Source organism: Paraburkholderia sp. BL9I2N2 (assembly GCF_004339745.1).
Taxonomy (GTDB): Bacteria; Pseudomonadota; Gammaproteobacteria; order Burkholderiales; family Burkholderiaceae; genus Paraburkholderia.
This window is the reverse complement of record NZ_SMGP01000001.1, coordinates 1518716-1536108: the sequence shown is the minus strand read 5'-3', so window position 1 is coordinate 1536108 and position 17393 is coordinate 1518716. Positions and strand designations below refer to the sequence as shown.

Genomic DNA, 17393 nt, shown 5'->3' with positions numbered 1-17393 from the left:
CTCCTGTTGCGTCTGCAAGCTTCAGCGTGCGAGAACGCGATAGAACAGCGCGGCGAGGCCTGCGCCAATGAACCACGAGAAATTCGCCATGCCGTCGAGCGCGGGCACCATCACGCAGATTACCGCGATCACGGCAGCCGGCAGCAGCGCAGCGACAGCCCGGTAGTTGACGCCGTTGCGATACCAGTACGAACCAGTGGGCGCGACCGTGTACAGATCGTCGAGGACGATCTTCTGACGCTTCACCAGATAGTAGTCAACAATCAGTACGCCGTACAAAGGTCCGATGAAACTGCCGAGGACGTCGAGCGTGTAGTGGATCACGGCCGGGTTGTTGAACAGATTCCACGGGGTGATGAAGATCGACGCGACCGCTGCGAGCATACCGCCCATGCGCCAGCTAATGAGGCGCGGCGCCACGTTGGAAAAGTCGAAAGCCGGCGAGACGAAGTTGGCGACGATGTTGATGCCGATAGTCGCGATCGTGAAGGTCAGCGCGCCGAGAATCACCGCAGTCGGATAGTCGATACGGCCCACGGTTTCGACCGGGTCCGTGATCAGTTCGCCGAACACCGGCAGCGTGGCGGCGGTCGTGATCACCGTCACCAGCGAGAAGGCCAGGAAGTTGACCGGCAGCCCCCAGAAGTTGCCGCGCTGCACGCTGCGAAAGCTCTTGCCGTAGCGCGAAAAGTCGCCGAAATTCAGCATCGGTCCGGAGAAATACGACACCACCAGCGAGATCGCCGTGATCATCACCGGAACGACCTGCATGCCGTGATATTTGACGCCACCCAGGTTGATGCCGATGTTGCGCCATCCCGCGCGATACACCATGTAGCCCGCGAGAATGAACATCACCACGTAGACCGCGGGACCGGCGAAGTCGATGAACTTCTTGATGGTCTCCATGCCGTGCCAGAACACCAGTGCCTGCAACACCCACAGCAGCATGAAACCGGTCCAGCCGAGCGTCGAGAGTCCCATGAAGCCATGATGATGAACATCGGCGTAAGGCAGCAACTGCGGAACGAACTTCAACACGACGATCACCAGCGCGCTCGAGGCCAGATAGGTCTGAATGCCGTACCACGCGACCGCAATCAGGCCTCGAATCACCGCGGGAATATTCGCGCCGAGCACGCCGAAGGTCGCGCGGCACGCTACCGGATACGGCACGCCGTTCGCCTGGCTCGGCTTGGCGATCAGGTTGCACAACAGGTTGACGATGGTGATGCCGACCAGCAGCGCGATCAGCACTTGCCAGCTCGTCAGGCCGAGCGCGAACAGACTGCCCGCGAACACATAGCCGCCGACGCTGTGCACGTCCGACATCCAGAACGCAAAGATGTTGTAAGCGCCCCAGGTTTGATGCCGCAACGGCGCGAGATCCTCGTTATAGAGGCGGTCGCTGTAGCCTGCGGGCATGGACGGTTCGCTGGGCGCGCCGTCGTCTGCATAAGTGGGAATTGCGGGATTGCCGGGCGCTGCACTGAACTGAGCCATGATTCCTCCTTGGAATAGGGACCGTCGATAGCGAATCGAAGGACGTTGCATCGGCCATGCCAGTCGCGCCCGCCTCGTCCGTATGGGACGAAGGGTCTTGGCGCGTCTGTCCGGCCGTGCCGCGGATGTCTCCGTACCTGAAGTACTGTGTTTATCGCACCGCCAGCAGCCGCGACTTCCCGGCGATGCGTTACTACTCGAAGCCCGTCGCCCGGCGGCGGACACGCGTGCACAAGCCGGCAGCGCTCACGCCGAGCCGCCTTGCAACGCTAGATTCGTTCAGTTCAATTCAGTGCGGCGCGCACCGGTAATGGGCGCGCGCCGGCCGCTTGCCTCAGCCTTGCGCGGACTTTGTCTTCGATGAATCTCTGGCTGCACCGTTGAGTGCGCCGAACACTTCGTGCAGATCGGCCGCGCCACGTGCGGGGCGGTCCAGCATCTTCAACTCGACGCTTTGCAGATGGCGCGACATCAAGGCCGCCGCCTCTTTTGCATCGCCGGCGTCGAGCGCGGCGAGAATGGCTTCGTGGTCCTCGAACGAGCATGGGCTGCGTCCGAGCGACTCGTACAGCGCGGAAATCAGCGTGGAGCGCGCCACCAGACCGTTCAGGCAGTCGCACAACACCGCATTGCCGGTGAGTCCCGCCAGCTCGGTGTGAAACTCGCCCGACAGGCGAATCCACGCCGGAAAATCACGTGTCTCGAACGCTTTGCGTTCCCGGCCGATCATGCTGCCGATGCTCTTCAAACGCCGCATGCCGTGACCAGTGCAAATCTTTTCGACCACCGCCAACTCGATGATGCGACGCATCTCGAACACTTCGTGCACTTCCTGCAGCGACGGGCTTGCTACGAACGCTCCGCGATTCGGTTCGAGGTCGACGAGGTGATCAGTCGCCAACTGCGCCAGCGCCTGCCGGATCGGGCCGCGCTTCACGCCGAATACTTCGCACAACTGCGCTTCTGTCAACTTTGAGCCCGGCGCGAGCCGATGCTCGAGGATCGCGGCGCGGATGCGCTCGGCAATCACTTCGGGTTTCGAACTATTGGCGGCTGCGGACTCTGTGTCGGACATGATGTTCGTCTCGGTATGTAGGTCATCATAGGATGGACATAAAGATTGTCAACAATTTTTGCTTCGAATTTCGACAATCTTCGCGATGAGGGCGAGCTGGCGCGCTGCCGGCTCGGCTTGAGTGCCTAGTGCCGCCTCAGTACGAGTTTAATTAGGTGAGGCTGGGGTCGTCTATTGATGGCGGATTTTGTCAACAAAATCGAAGGACCTTCACGAGTCGTTCTGTTGGCGGTGGTCCATAGGAACTGACCGTTAGTTGCGTTAATGATCTTAAAAAGAAAGCGGGCGGCCGCCCGCTTCCCTCCTGCGCCGGTTCAGGCCAGGTACGGATAGCCCGACATACTCAGTTTGAACCCGTGTGCGTCGGCGACGAGATGCGCGTCCGCGCCCACCGGCAGCGTCAGCATGTTGCGGACATGCCCGAATTGAAGGCCGGTGACGACCGGAATACCGATCACCGACCTCACCTGCTCGATCATGGCGTGCAGGTCGTAACCATTGTCGTAGTCGTAGGGTTTGGCGCCGGAGAAATCGCCCAGCACGAGCGCCTGTTGCTGCGCGAGGATGCCGGCCAGGTGCAATTGATAGATCATCCGCTCGACCCGGAACGGTTGCTCGTTGACGTCTTCGACAAACAGGATGCCGCCCTGCACCGGCGGCATATACGGCGTGCCAATCAGCGATGCCAGCACCGCCAGATTGCCGCCCCACAACATGCCTGAGACGTCGACCGGCTGCGCTTGCGGCGTGTTGCTCGAGACCGTCATGGTCGACTTCGTCAACGCCGACCAGAAGTGCTGCATGGTGAATTCGCTCAGTTCCTCCGCGCCGAAGTCGCTCATCACCATCGGGCCGCCGAAGGTCTTTACGCCGGCACGCGCCAGCAGCGCAAGCTGGATCGCGGTGAAATCGCTGTGTCCCACCAGCGCGATCGGCTGATCGGTCAGCCGCCGCTGCAGCCCGTCGTAGTCGAGCCCGTGCAGGATGCGCACCGCGCCGTAGCCGCCGCGCACGGCCAGCACGATGTCCGGCAACTTGCGCGACGGGTCGGCGAGCCGGTTCAGATCGGCCGCGCGCTCGCCATCGGTGCCGGCAAAGCGCTGATAGCGACGCCGCGCCGCCTCCACGCCCTCGACGTGATGCCCTTGCGTATGGAAGCGTTGCAACGCGCGATGCAGCACCTCGGGATCATGCGGATACCCGGACGGCGCGATCAGTTCGATGGTGCGATGGACGGCCATTGGCAAGACCTTGTTGGACGTTGTTGTTTTAGAGCGACTCAGCCGGACCCGGTTCGTTGTCCGGTTCGCTGCCTGCGTCGGCGCGTGCCGCCGCGCGTGCTGCGCGGCTCGCGCGCCGCCGCTCGGCAAAAAAACGACTTGAGCGCGGCGCCACATTCATTTTCGAGCACGCCGCCGATCACCGTGGTGTGATGATTCAACTGCGGATTCGCGAAGGCATCGACGACACTGCCGCACGCGCCGGTTTTCGGATCGCGCGCCCCGAACACGACACGGGCGATGCGCGCGTGCATGATCGCGCCCGCGCACATCAGGCACGGCTCCAGGGTCACGTAGAGTTCGCAGCCCGGCAGACGGTAGTTCTCGACGGCCTGCGCCGCGGCGCGCAACGCGGCCATTTCCGCATGTGCCGACGGGTCGTGCCCGCCGATCGGGTGATTAAAACCTGTGGCGATGACTTCGTCGCCGCGCACGAGGACTGCGCCGACGGGCACTTCGCCGGCAGCGCGTGCTTCTTCGGCGGCGGCTTGCGCCAGCGCCATGAAGCGGCGATCGCGCTCCGGGACTTCGGGAACAGCGGGAAATATGGACGGCTCGCCAAGCGTGGGATCTGAACTCGCGAAGGCACCGGCAGCGCTCGCATCGGCCGCAGTCAATTCAGCGACACCGCTGATCGAGGCCTGAGAACCCTGCACATTTAGCACATCGCGAGACTCGACAGAATCCGAATCCGGCAAGGCGGCGTGGGCAAGCGGCTCGCTCACTGCGAACCCGCGTCTGCCGTATTGAGGTTACCGGCGCGCTCGGACAGCCGCTCGGCAATGCGCCGGCAGTACTCGCGCGGCAGAACCAGTGGCCCGCCACGCAATGATTCAAGTGCCATATCCAGCGCCAGCATGCGCGCCTGGAGACGGCAACGGGTAGCCTGGTCGCTCACGGCATTCAACTCCGCTTGCAGGTCGCGCAACGCGCGCAACTGCTCGACAGCGGGCGGCACGAAGCCCGCATTCTTCAAAATCCGGTTGGCGACGCGCACTTCTTCGGGGACCAGAGCATCGTCGTCCAGCGACAGCGGCGCGCCCGCGCCAGGTAACTCGTCGAACTCGCCTCGCGCGGCGGCGGCGGCAATACGCTGTTCGACTAACGCATCAAGCAATTTCATCTGCAATCCACTACGTTGCGGCCCAAGCATTCTATCAGGGAGCGCACGATCGTTCCGCTTCTCGAACCGACGAAACCTCCTACGTTTTCAGATTCCGCGTATTTGAGGGACATAGGGTCGTGCGCTAGCCTCAGCGATTCGCGGCCGTGCCGCATGCCGCCCCTTTTTCTCCGCACAAACCTGACAGAAGACTTGCGACGAACGACGCCGTTCGCGCCTTTGCTCTCCGCTCCCCTAAGCCATTGACGTTATGAAATCCCGAATGACCAACTCAAGCCTTACCTGCGCCACCATCGGTTTCGACGCCGGCATCAGCCCGCATGCCGCTCCCGATCTCACACACCTCGGCGAACGCATTCTCAAACCGAGATTGCGCGCAACGCTAGCCGCCGTGGCCATGTCGCTCGCGCTATCCGGTTGTGGCGTGTTCTGCGGCGGCGCAGGCGGCAGCGGTGGCGGCTTCGCCGGCGGTTGCGCGACGGGCATGCGGTTCTAGCCCGGCGCGATCGACACGCCGCCGTTACCTTGGGCGATGCGCGCTATGACTCGGCGCCCGCTAAAGTCCATCGAGCCAACGCGACATGCCGCGTACGCCCGAGCAAACTGTGCATCAACGCAAACTCACGCACGTTCCAGCATATCGGGTCAACGGGACGCGCCGCGGCCCATGGCATGCCGTACGCCAGTGTGACATGCGGTATGTAGCGCGAAGCCGATGAGACTGCGTGGTCCCCCAAACCAGCGTCCTGCAATGCATGGCCCAAAGCGCCGTGCAGCATGTGCAGGCCAGCGACGCCCTCGCCTCCGCCCAGCACCAGCGGTCCCGGTCGCGGCTTCGACGCAAAGCTGACCGCCGTGTCGAATTCGACGCTGAACGGCTCCATTTTGATCGAGGCGGCCGCCTGCATCGCCGCGTCGACTCGCTCCTGCGGCAAACCGCCCGCGAAATTTCCCAGATGATGCAAGGTGACATGCAGACGGCCCGCCGCAAGCGGCTTACTCCGCGCGCGCGTCTCCCCGCAAAGCTGTTGCGCGAGCTTCGCGATGCTGGCCGCTGTCGTGGCATCGGGAAACACGGCGAAGAACAGACCGTCTGTGGGCGTTGGCGGCGCCTCGAGCCCAGGCAGCCAGAGTTGTTCAGGCATGGCGTTCCTGACCGGATAAAGCCGGCATGTAGATGAATCTCCGTTCATTGTGCGGGCTCACCCGCGTACTTGATCTATTCAGACCGCTCGCCGGTGCGAGGTTCCGCGATCGTCTTGTTATTAATCCCATCGCGCCGCTGCAAGCAAACGCAACGCCATTCGGCATACGCCCGATTCCCGTTCTATTGCTTCTGCTCGCCCCGTTTGTTCACCGGACGCGCCCCGTGATCAACGCCCGCTTCTCATTAAAAACCGCTTGCAGTCACGACCCGCCCACGTACAATACTGTACATCCATACAGTATTGGCGGCAACGTGGAACTGCTCAAAAAGCTGGAAGTATTGGCCGACGCGGCGAAGTACGACGCGTCCTGCGCAAGCAGCGGCGCACCCAAGCGCGGCTCGCGCGGCATTGCCGGTCTGGGCGCGAGCACCGGCGCGGGCATTTGCCATAGTTTCACGCCAGACGGGCGCTGCGTCTCGCTGCTGAAAATTCTGCTCACCAATTTCTGTTTGTACGACTGTCAGTACTGCGTCAACCGGCGCTCGAGCAACGTGCCGCGCGCACGCTTCACGCCCGAGGAGGTCGTCGAACTGACGCTGGATTTCTATCGGCGCAATTACATCGACGGACTGTTTCTGAGTTCCGGAATCATTCGGTCATCGAACTACACGATGGAACAGCTCGTGCGCGTCGCCCAGTCTTTGCGCGAGGATCATCAGTTTCGCGGCTATCTTCATCTGAAGACGATTCCCGACGCCGATCCGCAATTGATTGCGCAAGCCGGGCGCTATGCCGACCGCTTGAGCGTGAACATCGAACTGCCCACCGACGGCAGCCTCGCGCGGCTCGCGCCGGAAAAGAACGTCCGCACCATCAAACTCGCCATGGGTTCGATCCGTCTTGCGCAGGAAGAGGCGCATAGCGACGCCAGAGCGCCGAAGTTCACGCCAGCGGGTCAAAGCACGCAGATGATCGTCGGCGCGGATCAGACGAACGACAGCACGATCTTGCAAACCGCCGCGACGCTCTACGGAGCGTACAAGCTCAAGCGCGTGTACTACTCCGCCTTCAGCCCGATTCCCGATAGCCCTTCCGCATTGCCCGCTCAGGCGCCGCCGTTGTTACGCGAGCATCGCCTGTATCAGGCCGATTTCCTGATGCGCGGCTACGGCTTCAGTGCGGATGAGCTGTTCGAACAACCCGGCAACCTCTCGCTCGATATCGATCCGAAGCTCGCGTGGGCGTTGGCGCATCGCGAGCAGTTTCCGGTCGACCTGAACCGCGCGCCGCTGCGCATGATCGCGCGTGTGCCGGGCATCGGCATGCGCAACGCGAAACGCCTGGTCGAGCTACGGCGTTCGCGGCGTGTGCGCTACGAGGACCTCGTGCGGCTGCGTTGTCCGCTGGAGAAGATCATGCCGTTCGTCGTGACGCAGGACTATCGCGCGGCGCTGCATGACGCGTCGTCGGCGCGATTGCGCCGGGTGTTGGCGCCGCCGGTGCAACTGGCGTTGTTGTGACGCGTCGCGATGCGTTCCATCGTTATCGAAGATCATTTCGCCGCGTGGCGCGCCGCGTCGCTTGGCGCTTTGGGCGAAGGCCTCGCGCCGGAGACGATCGAATGGCGCGTCAAGCAGGAACCTGAGTCGTCGCAAGAGCAGGCGCTGTTCGACTATGGCGCGACATCCCAAGCAGCGGAGCCCCGACCCTCTGCCGTGCATGTTTCAAAGGAACTGGCAGCGCTATTGCAAGACGCCGCGCTGTATCGCGAATCACAGCGCTGGGCGTTTTTATACAAGGTGCTGTGGCGTTGGCAACACGGCGACCGCTCGGTCGCCTCGGCAGCACACGCATGGAGCACAACTCCATCGCATGGCGAAAAGCGTGCGGCGTGCCAAGCACGACATGATCGCGTACGTGCGGTTTCGCAAGCAGACGTCAGCGTCGGCGTCAGCGGTGCAAACACCAGAATACATCGCCTGGTACGAGCCCGAGCATGATGTCCTCGCGTGGGCCGCGGAACATTTTGCGCAACGCATGGGACGCTCGACCTGGATGATCACGACGCCGCGCGGCGCGGCCTTCTGGGACGGTCAGCAACTGCATCTGGAGCAACGCCGCGCCCTGCCCGGCGACCATCGTCGCGATACCGCGGACGAAGCCGAGGCGTTGTGGCTCGCCTATTACCGCAGCACGTTCAATCCGGCGCGACTGAACGAAGCGGCGCTCGAGCAGCACATGCCGGTACGCTTCTGGAAAGGCTTGCCGGAGGGCCATCTGATCCCCGCCATAATCAGTGAAGCGAAAAACGGCGCGCGCCGCGTGGCGCAGGCGAGCGGCGTCGGCGCACTGAGCGGCAAAACCATTCCGATCGAAGCGGACATGGCGCAACCGGTCCGCGATCAACCTTCGTCGCTCGATGCATGCCGGCGTTGCGACCTGTGGCGTAATGCGACGCAAGCTGTCGGCAGTTCGGGGCCGAGCCGCGCGCGCATCATGCTGATCGGCGAGCAGCCCGGCGATCAGGAAGATCTGAGTGGTCAACCGTTCGTCGGGCCGGCGGGGCAATTGCTGACGATAGCGATCACGCGCGCCGGGCTATCGCGCGACCAGATTTATCTGACCAACGCGGTGAAGCATTTCAAATGGGAACCCCGCGGCAAACGCAGGTTGCACAAAACGCCGGGACAGCGCGAGATCGAAGCGTGTTCTTACTGGCTCGAACGTGAGTTGCGCACGGTGCGCCCGGCGGTGATCGTCGCGCTTGGCGCTACGGCGCTCACCGCCCTGTTGCGTGGCAAGGTCAGCCTGAGAGACCATCTTGACGCGCCGTTCAAAGTGGAAGGCGGCTGGGGCATCGCCACCTATCATCCGTCGTTCGCGTTACGGCAGCAGAACGACGCGGACCGCGACAAAGTATTGGCCGACATCAGCAAAGCGCTCATCCGGGCGCGTGAGTTCGCCGAATCCGCCACGCCGACTGGCACTAAAGAGCAGTAAACAAAAAATGACGCCGCGGCGCCCTCTTTCGTGCTGTTGGACCACTGAATTTATTCCTGCTGGAACGTCATCGAGCAAAGAATCCTCGACGGTGGCGACAACCTCTGAGAATCTTCTCGCAGCATCACGATTCCCCGGCATCATCCTGCTGCACCAGCGCGACGACATTCTCGATTCCCTGCCGCGCCATCTTGGTGTAAGGGCAAAAGCGTTCGGTGTTGCGAACCAGTTCTTCGGCGACAACACGCTCGACACCTGGCAAGCGAACACGGGTCTGCGCGCTCAGAATGAACAGACCGTCCATCGGGTCACGGCCAAAATCGACGGTGACTTGCACCGAGGCATCGGGAATCGCAACGCTCGCCTGTGCCGCAAGCAGACTCAGCGCGCCATGAAAGCAGGCCGCGTAACCCGCCGCAAACGGTTGCTCGGGATTGGTGCCGCCACCAGGCCCGCCCAGCGCCTTCGGCAATCGCAAATGGACTACGAGATTGCCGTCGTCAGAACGGGCGATGCCCGACGCGCGCCCGTGCCCCGCGTCCCCGCCTGTTACGGTGACGGTGGCCGAATACAGCGTTTGGAGGTCGCGCCCGTGATACTTGTCGAGCAGCGTCAGCGGCGGTGGACGCAACGTGGTCATGGCGCGCCTCGTCGTCTCGTGGCTTATTTCGCGGCTTGCGTCTGGGCGAACCACGCCTCGAAGCTCATCGTACCGAGACGCGGATTGGCGCCCGGGACGAGCGTGTCGTCCTGCAACCTTGCGCCGAAATAACGGGCCTGTGGGTCTTCGGTGACCTTGCGCGAATCGTGCGTCGCCAGGAGGAAACGCTGCACCATGTCGGCGAGCCGCACGCGTTCCGGGCCCGCAATCTCCGCGATGCCGTTGCGCGGTTCGCCCGCCGCAAAGTCCGCGACGGCTGCCGCCACATCATCCGATGCGATCGGCTGGAAGAATGCCGGAGACAGCCTGATGGTCTGGCCGTCGCTACCCGATTGCGCGATGCCGCCAAGAAACTCGAAGAACTGGGTTGAATGGACGATCGTGTACGGCACGCCCGATTCGCGGATCAGCTTTTCCTGAGCGATCTTGCCGCGGAAATAGCCGCTTTCCGCGAGCCTGTCGGTGCCGACGACAGAAAGCGCGACGTGATGCTGTACGCCCGCGGCAATCTCCGCCGCAAACAGATTGCGTCCGGCCGTCTCGAAGAACTCGAGCACGGCGGCATCTTCGAACGACGGTGAATTGGCCAGATCGACCACGACATTCGCGCCCGCCAACGCCTCCTTCAGGCCTTCGCCAGTGATTGTGTTCACGCCCGATGCGGGCGACGCGGCAACGACCGCATGACCGCGCGCGCGCAGATTCTTGACGACTTTACTGCCGATGAGTCCCGTGCCACCAATCACGACGATCTTCACGATGTCTCTCCATGAGCTTGCGCGCGGCTCTCGCGCCGCCGCCATTTGTTCGACTCCCGGCTTTGCATCGCAGTGCGGAAGGTGCGGATGGGTTTGCCGGTGCTGTGCCGGACGGGCCGCGATTCGCGCGCCGTCCGTACAGAAAGCATGGTAGGCATGCACTGCGTCATGCGGTAGGGCCGCAGCGGGACGCACCGTGTTGCATGACGAGCATCAATACAAGGTCGTTCGGATGCCGTCATTCGACCGTCGACAACGACGATCGCGCCGTGATCGTGGTCAGACACTGCAGGTCGAGCGCTCTCGTATGCTCGGTCATATAGTCGACAAACACGCGGACCCGCGCGGGCAGTTGCTTGCGGCTGAGATAGCAGATGTAGTGGCCGCCATCTTCCGGCGCGTGCTGTGCGAGACAACTGACCAACTGCCCGTCGCCCAGCAGGTCGCAAACCTGGTACGCCGGCAACTGCGCAACGCCGAGCCCGTCCAGCACCGCCTGCACGATCAGATCCGGGTCGTTGAATATGTGCTGTGCGACGGGTTGGCGCCGCTGCGGGAGGCCGTCGACCTTGAACTCCCACTCACTGATGCGGCCTGACGCGGTCAGGAAGTTGATGCAGCGATGACTCGCCAGTTCATCGACATGCCGCGGCAACCCGTGTTGTCGTGCATAAGCCGGCGACGCGCACACGAGCATCTGCATCGGAATCAGCTGGCGCGCCACGATTCCGCTGTCTTCCATGCGCCCGTCGTGAAACGAAACGTCGACGCGATCGGCCGTGAAGTCAGCGGGCCGATCGTTCAGCAGCAGTTCGAGGGCGATCTCGGGATAGCGCGTATGAAAGCCCCGCAGCAGGGGCGCGACGATCTTGCGGCCGAAGCCCGGCATCGAGACGATGCGCAGATGGCCGCGAGGCGGTCCGTTGCGCAGTTCCCGCATGTCTTCCAGCGCCTGGGCGATGCGCTCTATGCCGGGCTGGCAATTCTCGTAGAAAAGCTCGCCCTCGCGCGTCAACGACGTGCTGCGCGTTGTGCGCAGGAAGAGGCGCGCGTCGAGCTGGGCCTCGAGCTTCTGCACGTTGCGGCTAACGGAGGAACGGCCGATACCGAGGCGATCGCCCGCGCGGGCAAAGCTGCCTTCGTTGGCAACGGCCAGAAAAGAAACGACGCCGGCGTAGCTGGTCGCAAAACTGCTTGCGAACGGGTCGGCGGCGCCGGCGATGGGACGGCGTGGCGGGTTGTCTGACATGGAAGCGCGGTTCGTGAAGTCCATAGCGACTAGACGTATCAGCGCTGCCGTTTGTGACACAGTCCACCATTTTTTTAAACCGGATGCGGCGCGCAGAGGCGGCTATTTCTCCGGAACCAGAACGGGCGCGCCCTTATCCTTCAGCAATAGCACGATGAACCTGGCCGGCTTGGTCTGGCTTGCGTTGCGTCCAACCGTGTGAACATCGTTTGGACCTTCATAGAAGGTCTGTCCGGGTGTCAGCGTGACGGCCTTGCCGCCCTTGACCTGCATCACGATCGTTCCTTCCAGGACATAGATAAAACCGTGCGCATGATGCCGATGCACGGGATCCGCCGCTCCCGGTGGGTACTCGACGCTGATCATCAGGGCTTCCTTGCCCGGATAGTCGTCAAGCGGCTGCGTCATCAGCGGCGTGACGATTGCGGCGGGCGCCTCGGCGCGGGCCACACCCAACGACGCACCCACGACGACGAGCGCGGCCAGAGCCGTATTTCTCAAACGAAGCATGATAGTTTGTCCTCAAGTAACGCGGCCCGCCAGTGCGGGCCTAACTGAAGAACCAGCGAAACGCGTCCGCTCAGACGAGGTTCGCCTTGTCCAGACCGAATGCCTTGTCCGACGAACCCGGCACCGTCTTGAACGCGACATTCGCGCGGTTCCATCCGTTGATCGCCATCACTTCGAACGTCAGGTCCGAGAGTTCCTTTTCGGAGAACTGGGTGCGCACGCGCTCGTAGATATCGTCGGGCACGCCGTGTTCGGGAAGCCTGGTCAGCACTTCCGTCCACGCCAGGGCGGCGCGTTCGCGCGGGGAGAAAAGCGTCGACTCGCGCCACGTCGCGAGGTGATGGACGCGCAACTCGCGCTCGCCGTGAAGGCGCGCTTCCTTCACGTGCATGTCCAGACAGAATCCACAGCCATTGAGTTGCGACGCCCGGATCGATACCAGGTCACGGATCGATTCTTCGATTGCGCTGTCTTTCAGCAGATTGCTGAGTTCGAAAAACTTCTTGAACAGTTCCGGCGATTGCTGCACATAGTTGATACGCTGCGTCATGTTTTCTCCTGGCGACGATGAGTGGCCACCCTGCCTTGCAGGTGCCGTTAGCGGCAGTGAGCCGCACGAATTCATCGTAGGCCAGGGCGGCGTGTCACGGTAGGCCGGTGGACGCGCTCACGGTGTTGCCCGCGAGACACCAATCGACGCGCCGCGGAGAGACCGGCGTTCAGCCGTTGGCGTGTGCCGCCGCGATGCGTGCGAGCTTGTCAGGGTTGCGCTGCACATGGATGCGAACGATGCGCTCGCCGTCCGTTTCGAACGACTGTGCCGATTCGAGTTTGCCTTCGATAAAACGCAACAGTGCCCATTGACCGTTGAGCACCACGAGCTTGACGCTGAGTTCGTCGCCATAGCGCCGCGACGACGCGTAGAAAAGCTGCGCGATGCGCCGCCCACCCGCCATCGGCTTCGGGAAGCTCTGGACTTTGCCGCCGCCGTCGCCGATCAGCGTCGCGTCTTCGGCCAGCAACGCGTTGATCGCGTGGAAGTCGCCGTGCTGCAGCGCCTGCGCGAACGTTCCCAGCAAACGAAGATGCGTCTCGCGCGGCACCACATAGCGCGGACGATCGTCGCGTAGTTGCGTTTTTGCACGGCTGACCAGTTGACGGCACGCCGCCTCAGTCTTGCCGATGGCTTGTGCGACTTCGTCATAGTCGGCGTCGAATACCTCGCGCAGCAGGAACGCCGCCCGGGCTTCCGGCGTCAGCCGCTCGAGCAGCGCCAGAAACGCCACGGAGACGTCGTCGGCGCGCTCCGTGGCCTCCTCCGGCGTAGCCGGGAAGTCCGTCATCTGCGGTTCAGGCAACCAGATGCCCGCGTAGTGTTCGCGTTGAATCTTCGCCGCGCGCAAACGGTCGATGGACATGCGAGTCGTAACTGAGACCAGCCACGCTTCCGCGTTATCAATGGCTTCACGGGCTGTCGCATGCCAACGCAGCCAGACCTCCTGCACGATATCTTCGGCCTCGGCAACCGACCCCAGCATTCGATACGCAATCTTCTGGAGTCGCGGGCGCAGCCCGTTAAAGGCACGTGCATCTTCGTTCATGCACAGACTTCCTGTTATGTTGAAAGAACAAACGCTGCCCGAAGAGATTGCTGGCAGCAAAGTATTGCCACGGATCGGACAAGCCTGATACGCCAGGCATTGTGTCCTTTCGATCTACAGAAACTGGAGCTCGCCGCACTCACTTGCAGAGCGCGGCTTCGTTTCAGGTAAAAATCTAAACTCCTTTTTCCCGCAGCGACGCGACATATTGCTTGGCTGCTTCGTTGCCATGCGCGAGCGCCCGTGACGCAAGAGAAAAACCCACCTGAGTTTCATGGGCGACCGCGCTGCGGTCTTCATCGAAGACTTTTGCCGCGCGCCGCAGATGTTGCGCCGCCTGTCCATGAAGCTCCGACGCCGCCGCATGGTGTTGCGCGGCAGTCAGCCCGCTTTCAACGGACCCGGCCGGCAATGGCGCGCCGGAATGCTTGGCGGCGAGATTGGACTCCTCGATGGCGAACAGTGCATGGCCTTGCGCCAACACGGCCTGATGGGCCGCGTGATCGTAATTCTTGGCCGCCTCGTAGTACTGCGATGCCTCGCGGTGAAATCGCGCCGCTTGCTCGTGATGCGATGCAGCAGCATCGAGATGTACTTTTTTACCCTGCTTCGTATTCATGGCAGATCCTCCTGGAGCGGCTGCGCTTCGGTGGTAACCGGTTGCGGTACCTTTGTATAGCCAAACTCTTGCGCGACATGTCAGCGAACTGAACCGACCGTCGCTTGTGAATATCCTGATGTCCGGCATCGGCGCACACCTGCACCGCTTCGCTCCGCAGTAATGCCAGGGACACTCGAAGCTGATTGGTACAGGCCTGATTGGCAAGAGCGTCTTGCGTCGAATACATGACTTGTTCTAATCGACGTGCGATTCACCGCGAACAAATACTACCTGAAATGTGCAGACCGCTCGGCCGCATCAGCGTTCGTTATGGGCGTCACGTATCCCTCTGCTCTTGTGCGTATTGAGTCGGCGGTAGTCCGACATAGCGAGTGAATGCAACGCTGAACGCACTCGCCGAACTGTAGCCGACGCGCTCCGCTATTTTCGCGACGCCGCTATCTTTCCGTCGCAGCAGGTTCTTGGCCAGGGCCATGCGCCAGGACAACAGGTATTCCATCGGCGCGACGCCTACCGCGCGGCTGAAGCGTTCGAAGAATGCCGAGCGGGAAAGCGCGGCTGCCGTCGCCAGTTGCGCCACCGTCCAGGACTTGTCAGGACGTTCGTGCATTTGACGTATCGCCAGCGCAAGGCGTCCGTCGGCGAGCCCGCGCACGAGGCCGGGCGACGCTGCCGTTCCCGTCGACCGGAGCGCCTCGATGAAAAGAACTTCGAGCAGGCGCGCGAGCACGACGTCCCGCGCGGGCCGCTGCTCGCGAGACTCTTCTCTCACGAGCTTCACCAGGGTGGCCAGCCGGCGCTCGCCGCGAACGTGCACGAGTTCAGGAAGAAGCGACACCAGCAAGGCGGCGTCCGGCGAACCGAACACGCAGTGGCCGACGAGCAGTTGAACGTCGGCTGGGTCGCCCTCGACGCCCAGCCTGAACCCGCCATCGAGCAGCGCGACGGGCGACGTATCGGTGTCCTCCGGGTCGGGCGGCTCGAGGCTCGACATCGTGAAGCCGCATACCTCCGGGATCAGAACGAAATCATCTGCCTGAAGGATGACCGGCTCGCGCCCGTTCGTGACGAGGCGGCACGAACCATCGAGGATCACACAGTAGAACGGCTGCCCGGCGTCCGAGCGGCGAACACGCCAGCGACCGGCGCCGCTGACCACCTTCGAGAACGTGGCGACCGGCTGTAGCAGCGTGACGATCTCGGCGAGAGGGTCGACCATAGCCGGACTCCTTCGAATGAAAACTGGACGTTCGATTGTAGCAAGTCCACCAAGGGCGAATTATCGTTTCGGTACTTCGACCTTCTACAGGAATCGCCATGAAAACCGTCCTGATCACCGGATGCTCGTCCGGATTCGGCCTCGAAACCGCCCGCTATTTCCTCGATCGCGACTGGCGCGTCGTCGCCACCATGCGCACGCCGCGGGAGGAGGTTCTGCCGCGCTCCGAGCGTCTGCGCGTGCTCGCCCTCGACGTGACAGACCCGGAAAGCATCCGTCACGCCGTGGACGCGGCCGGGCCGCTCGACGTGCTCGTCAATAACGCGGGGATTGGCGTGCTGAACGCCCTCGAAGGCACGTCGATGGACATCGTTCGCGAAGTCTTCGAAACGAACACCCTCGGCACGATAGCGATGACCCAGGCGGTCCTGCCTCAGTTTCGGGAGCGGAAAGCAGGCGTCGTCGTCAACGTCACCTCGAGTGTGACTTTGAGGCCGCTGCATCTGCTTTCCGTTTACACCGCCAGCAAGGCGGCGATCAACGCGTTCACCGCATCCGTCGCGCTGGAACTCGAGCCATTCAATGTGCGCGTGCGCCTGGTCCTGCCGGGACGCGCGCCGGAAACCCGTTTCGGCGAGAATGCACAGTCCCGCATGCAAAGCGGCGTTCCCGAAGCGTATTCGGAGCTGGCGCAGCGCGTTTTCGCCCAACGGCAGCAGGAGTCGGCAATCACACGCTCGCTCGACGTGGCGGAAGCCGTGTGGCGCGCAGCGAACGATCCATCGAGCCCGCTTCGCATCGCCGCAGGTGCCGACGCTATCGCGTGGGCCAATTCACGCTGAAGCGGGAACGCAGACGCCGAGGTTTGTCGTCACCGTAAGTGTCCTTCGTGGCGACGACCAGCGATGTCCTTTGATTCGAGGCCGGTGGCACATTCCCTTGCGTTTGCGTTCGAAAGGCTGCGATTGGGGATGCTACAGGCCAGCTAAACCGGACGGCACCGGTTAGCGCACAGCGTTCTCCCCTTGCCCACGCGGCAACGCCGTCAGCACGAAATCGCCTTTGGCCAATACGGGCTACTTCCCAGCGCCAAACTCCCTGCTGACCGTAAAAGGGTCGCCGATCAGCCAGCGCCAACTGCCATCTTGCTGACGGCGCGCAACCTCGATCGCGTACACCTTCATCGGCTCCGGTGCGGAGACTGTCCACTCCGTGTGCATCAGCGCAATGTCTCCGGTCTCGATCACCTGTTTGACCTTGAAGTCGAAGCGAACCTTCATTGCCGCGAGGGGCGCCAACTCCTGCCTTAAACCTTCCCGGCCCTTGCTGACATCGCGCGATTGATTCAAGAAGACTGCGTCGGGGTCGTACACGCTCAACGCTGATTCAAGATCGCCCTCGGCCATGTCCTGCTGGAACAGGCGACAGATTTCTTCAGGATTCGTGGCGGGCATGCTGCCTCCTATCTTTTCGGCCCGATGGGCACTTCCATCGGGCACCGGGTTGGACCGGCCGAATGCGCAATGACGCCCGCATGTTGGGTGCCTTCCGCACAAAGGGGGATGGTTAGGATGCCGATCGTCGTCCGTGTACTCATAGGTAAGCCGGGTGCCGTCATTCAGGCGGCGAAGGCCCTCCGTTCCA

Annotated in this window: 17 protein-coding genes and 2 pseudogenes; 4 read left to right on the top strand and 15 right to left on the bottom strand. The window is 62.6% G+C overall.

Annotated features, from left to right (window positions below; all coding sequences use genetic code 11):
• Nucleotides 1-21: 21 nt before the first annotated feature.
• The 5 genes and pseudogenes from B0G74_RS07265 to B0G74_RS07245 all read right to left on the bottom strand — a co-directional run bounded on the left by B0G74_RS07265 (nucleotide 22) and on the right by B0G74_RS07245 (nucleotide 4981).
• Nucleotides 22-1503 carry an NCS1 family nucleobase:cation symporter-1 gene (locus B0G74_RS07265; protein ID WP_132374171.1) on the bottom strand — a complete coding sequence of 494 codons (1482 nt, stop codon included), beginning with the start codon at nucleotides 1501-1503 and terminating at the stop codon, nucleotides 22-24.
• Between the two features lie 334 nt (nucleotides 1504-1837).
• On the bottom strand, nucleotides 1838-2578 hold the full coding sequence (locus B0G74_RS07260) for a GntR family transcriptional regulator (RefSeq protein ID WP_132374170.1): 741 nt from the start codon (nucleotides 2576-2578) through the stop codon (nucleotides 1838-1840).
• A gap of 314 nt (nucleotides 2579-2892) precedes the next feature.
• Nucleotides 2893-3819: a muramoyltetrapeptide carboxypeptidase gene (gene ldcA / locus B0G74_RS07255; protein ID WP_132374169.1), complete on the bottom strand. Its 927-nt coding sequence runs from the start codon at nucleotides 3817-3819 to the stop codon at nucleotides 2893-2895.
• Nucleotides 3820-3847: 28 nt separating this feature from the next.
• Nucleotides 3848-4406 (bottom strand): annotated as a pseudogene (tadA, locus tag B0G74_RS07250) (tRNA adenosine(34) deaminase TadA).
• Between the two features lie 173 nt (nucleotides 4407-4579).
• Entirely contained in the window at nucleotides 4580-4981 is a 402-nt protein-coding gene (locus B0G74_RS07245; protein WP_132374168.1) for a DnaJ family domain-containing protein, read from the bottom strand.
• Nucleotides 4982-5243: 262 nt separating this feature from the next.
• On the opposite strand from B0G74_RS07245, the gene B0G74_RS07240 reads away from it, so the two are divergent.
• Nucleotides 5244-5477: a hypothetical protein gene (locus B0G74_RS07240; protein ID WP_132374167.1), complete on the top strand. Its 234-nt coding sequence runs from the start codon at nucleotides 5244-5246 to the stop codon at nucleotides 5475-5477.
• Between the two features lie 43 nt (nucleotides 5478-5520).
• On the opposite strand, the gene B0G74_RS07235 is transcribed toward B0G74_RS07240, so the two are convergent.
• The gene (locus B0G74_RS07235; RefSeq protein WP_132374166.1) at nucleotides 5521-6126 is read right to left on the bottom strand and encodes a 2'-5' RNA ligase family protein; all 606 of its coding nucleotides are present in this window, start codon (nucleotides 6124-6126) and stop codon (nucleotides 5521-5523) included.
• A 314-nt stretch (nucleotides 6127-6440) separates the two neighbouring features.
• On the opposite strand from B0G74_RS07235, the gene B0G74_RS07230 reads away from it, so the two are divergent.
• Together B0G74_RS07230 and B0G74_RS07225 are read left to right on the top strand one after the other, a co-directional pair.
• Nucleotides 6441-7649, top strand: a complete 1209-nt coding sequence (locus tag B0G74_RS07230) for a putative DNA modification/repair radical SAM protein (RefSeq protein ID WP_132374165.1) — start codon at nucleotides 6441-6443, stop codon at nucleotides 7647-7649.
• Between the two features lie 9 nt (nucleotides 7650-7658).
• Nucleotides 7659-9129, top strand: a pseudogene (locus tag B0G74_RS07225) (UdgX family uracil-DNA binding protein).
• 124 nt (nucleotides 9130-9253) lie between these two features.
• Here B0G74_RS07225 and B0G74_RS07220 read toward each other — a convergent pair.
• The 8 genes from B0G74_RS07220 to B0G74_RS07185 form a co-directional block, all read right to left on the bottom strand.
• A complete protein-coding gene (locus B0G74_RS07220; protein WP_132374164.1) occupies nucleotides 9254-9769 on the bottom strand; it encodes an Ohr family peroxiredoxin in 516 nt (171 codons plus the stop codon).
• 23 nt (nucleotides 9770-9792) lie between these two features.
• On the bottom strand, nucleotides 9793-10548 hold the full coding sequence (locus tag B0G74_RS07215) for an SDR family oxidoreductase (RefSeq protein WP_132374163.1): 756 nt from the start codon (nucleotides 10546-10548) through the stop codon (nucleotides 9793-9795).
• Nucleotides 10549-10786: 238 nt separating this feature from the next.
• Entirely contained in the window at nucleotides 10787-11797 is a 1011-nt protein-coding gene (locus B0G74_RS07210) for a LysR family transcriptional regulator (RefSeq protein ID WP_132374162.1), read from the bottom strand.
• A gap of 102 nt (nucleotides 11798-11899) precedes the next feature.
• On the bottom strand, nucleotides 11900-12307 hold the full coding sequence (locus tag B0G74_RS07205) for a cupin domain-containing protein (protein WP_132374161.1): 408 nt from the start codon (nucleotides 12305-12307) through the stop codon (nucleotides 11900-11902).
• Nucleotides 12308-12377: 70 nt separating this feature from the next.
• On the bottom strand, nucleotides 12378-12857 hold the full coding sequence (locus B0G74_RS07200; RefSeq protein WP_132374160.1) for a carboxymuconolactone decarboxylase family protein: 480 nt from the start codon (nucleotides 12855-12857) through the stop codon (nucleotides 12378-12380).
• Between the two features lie 169 nt (nucleotides 12858-13026).
• Nucleotides 13027-13908, bottom strand: a complete 882-nt coding sequence (locus tag B0G74_RS07195; RefSeq protein ID WP_132374159.1) for an RNA polymerase sigma-70 factor — start codon at nucleotides 13906-13908, stop codon at nucleotides 13027-13029.
• Between the two features lie 175 nt (nucleotides 13909-14083).
• Nucleotides 14084-14656, bottom strand: a complete 573-nt coding sequence (locus B0G74_RS07190; protein WP_243658135.1) for a hypothetical protein — start codon at nucleotides 14654-14656, stop codon at nucleotides 14084-14086.
• 190 nt (nucleotides 14657-14846) lie between these two features.
• Nucleotides 14847-15749 (bottom strand): AraC family transcriptional regulator, encoded by a 903-nt coding sequence (locus B0G74_RS07185; RefSeq protein WP_132374158.1) that lies wholly within the window; start codon nucleotides 15747-15749, stop codon nucleotides 14847-14849.
• Between the two features lie 98 nt (nucleotides 15750-15847).
• Between B0G74_RS07185 and B0G74_RS07180 the strand changes: the two genes are divergently transcribed.
• On the top strand, nucleotides 15848-16591 hold the full coding sequence (locus B0G74_RS07180; protein ID WP_132374157.1) for an SDR family oxidoreductase: 744 nt from the start codon (nucleotides 15848-15850) through the stop codon (nucleotides 16589-16591).
• Between the two features lie 234 nt (nucleotides 16592-16825).
• On the opposite strand, the gene B0G74_RS45695 is transcribed toward B0G74_RS07180, so the two are convergent.
• Nucleotides 16826-17203: a nuclear transport factor 2 family protein gene (locus B0G74_RS45695; protein WP_165923828.1), complete on the bottom strand. Its 378-nt coding sequence runs from the start codon at nucleotides 17201-17203 to the stop codon at nucleotides 16826-16828.
• Between the last annotated feature and the right edge of the window lie 190 nt (nucleotides 17204-17393).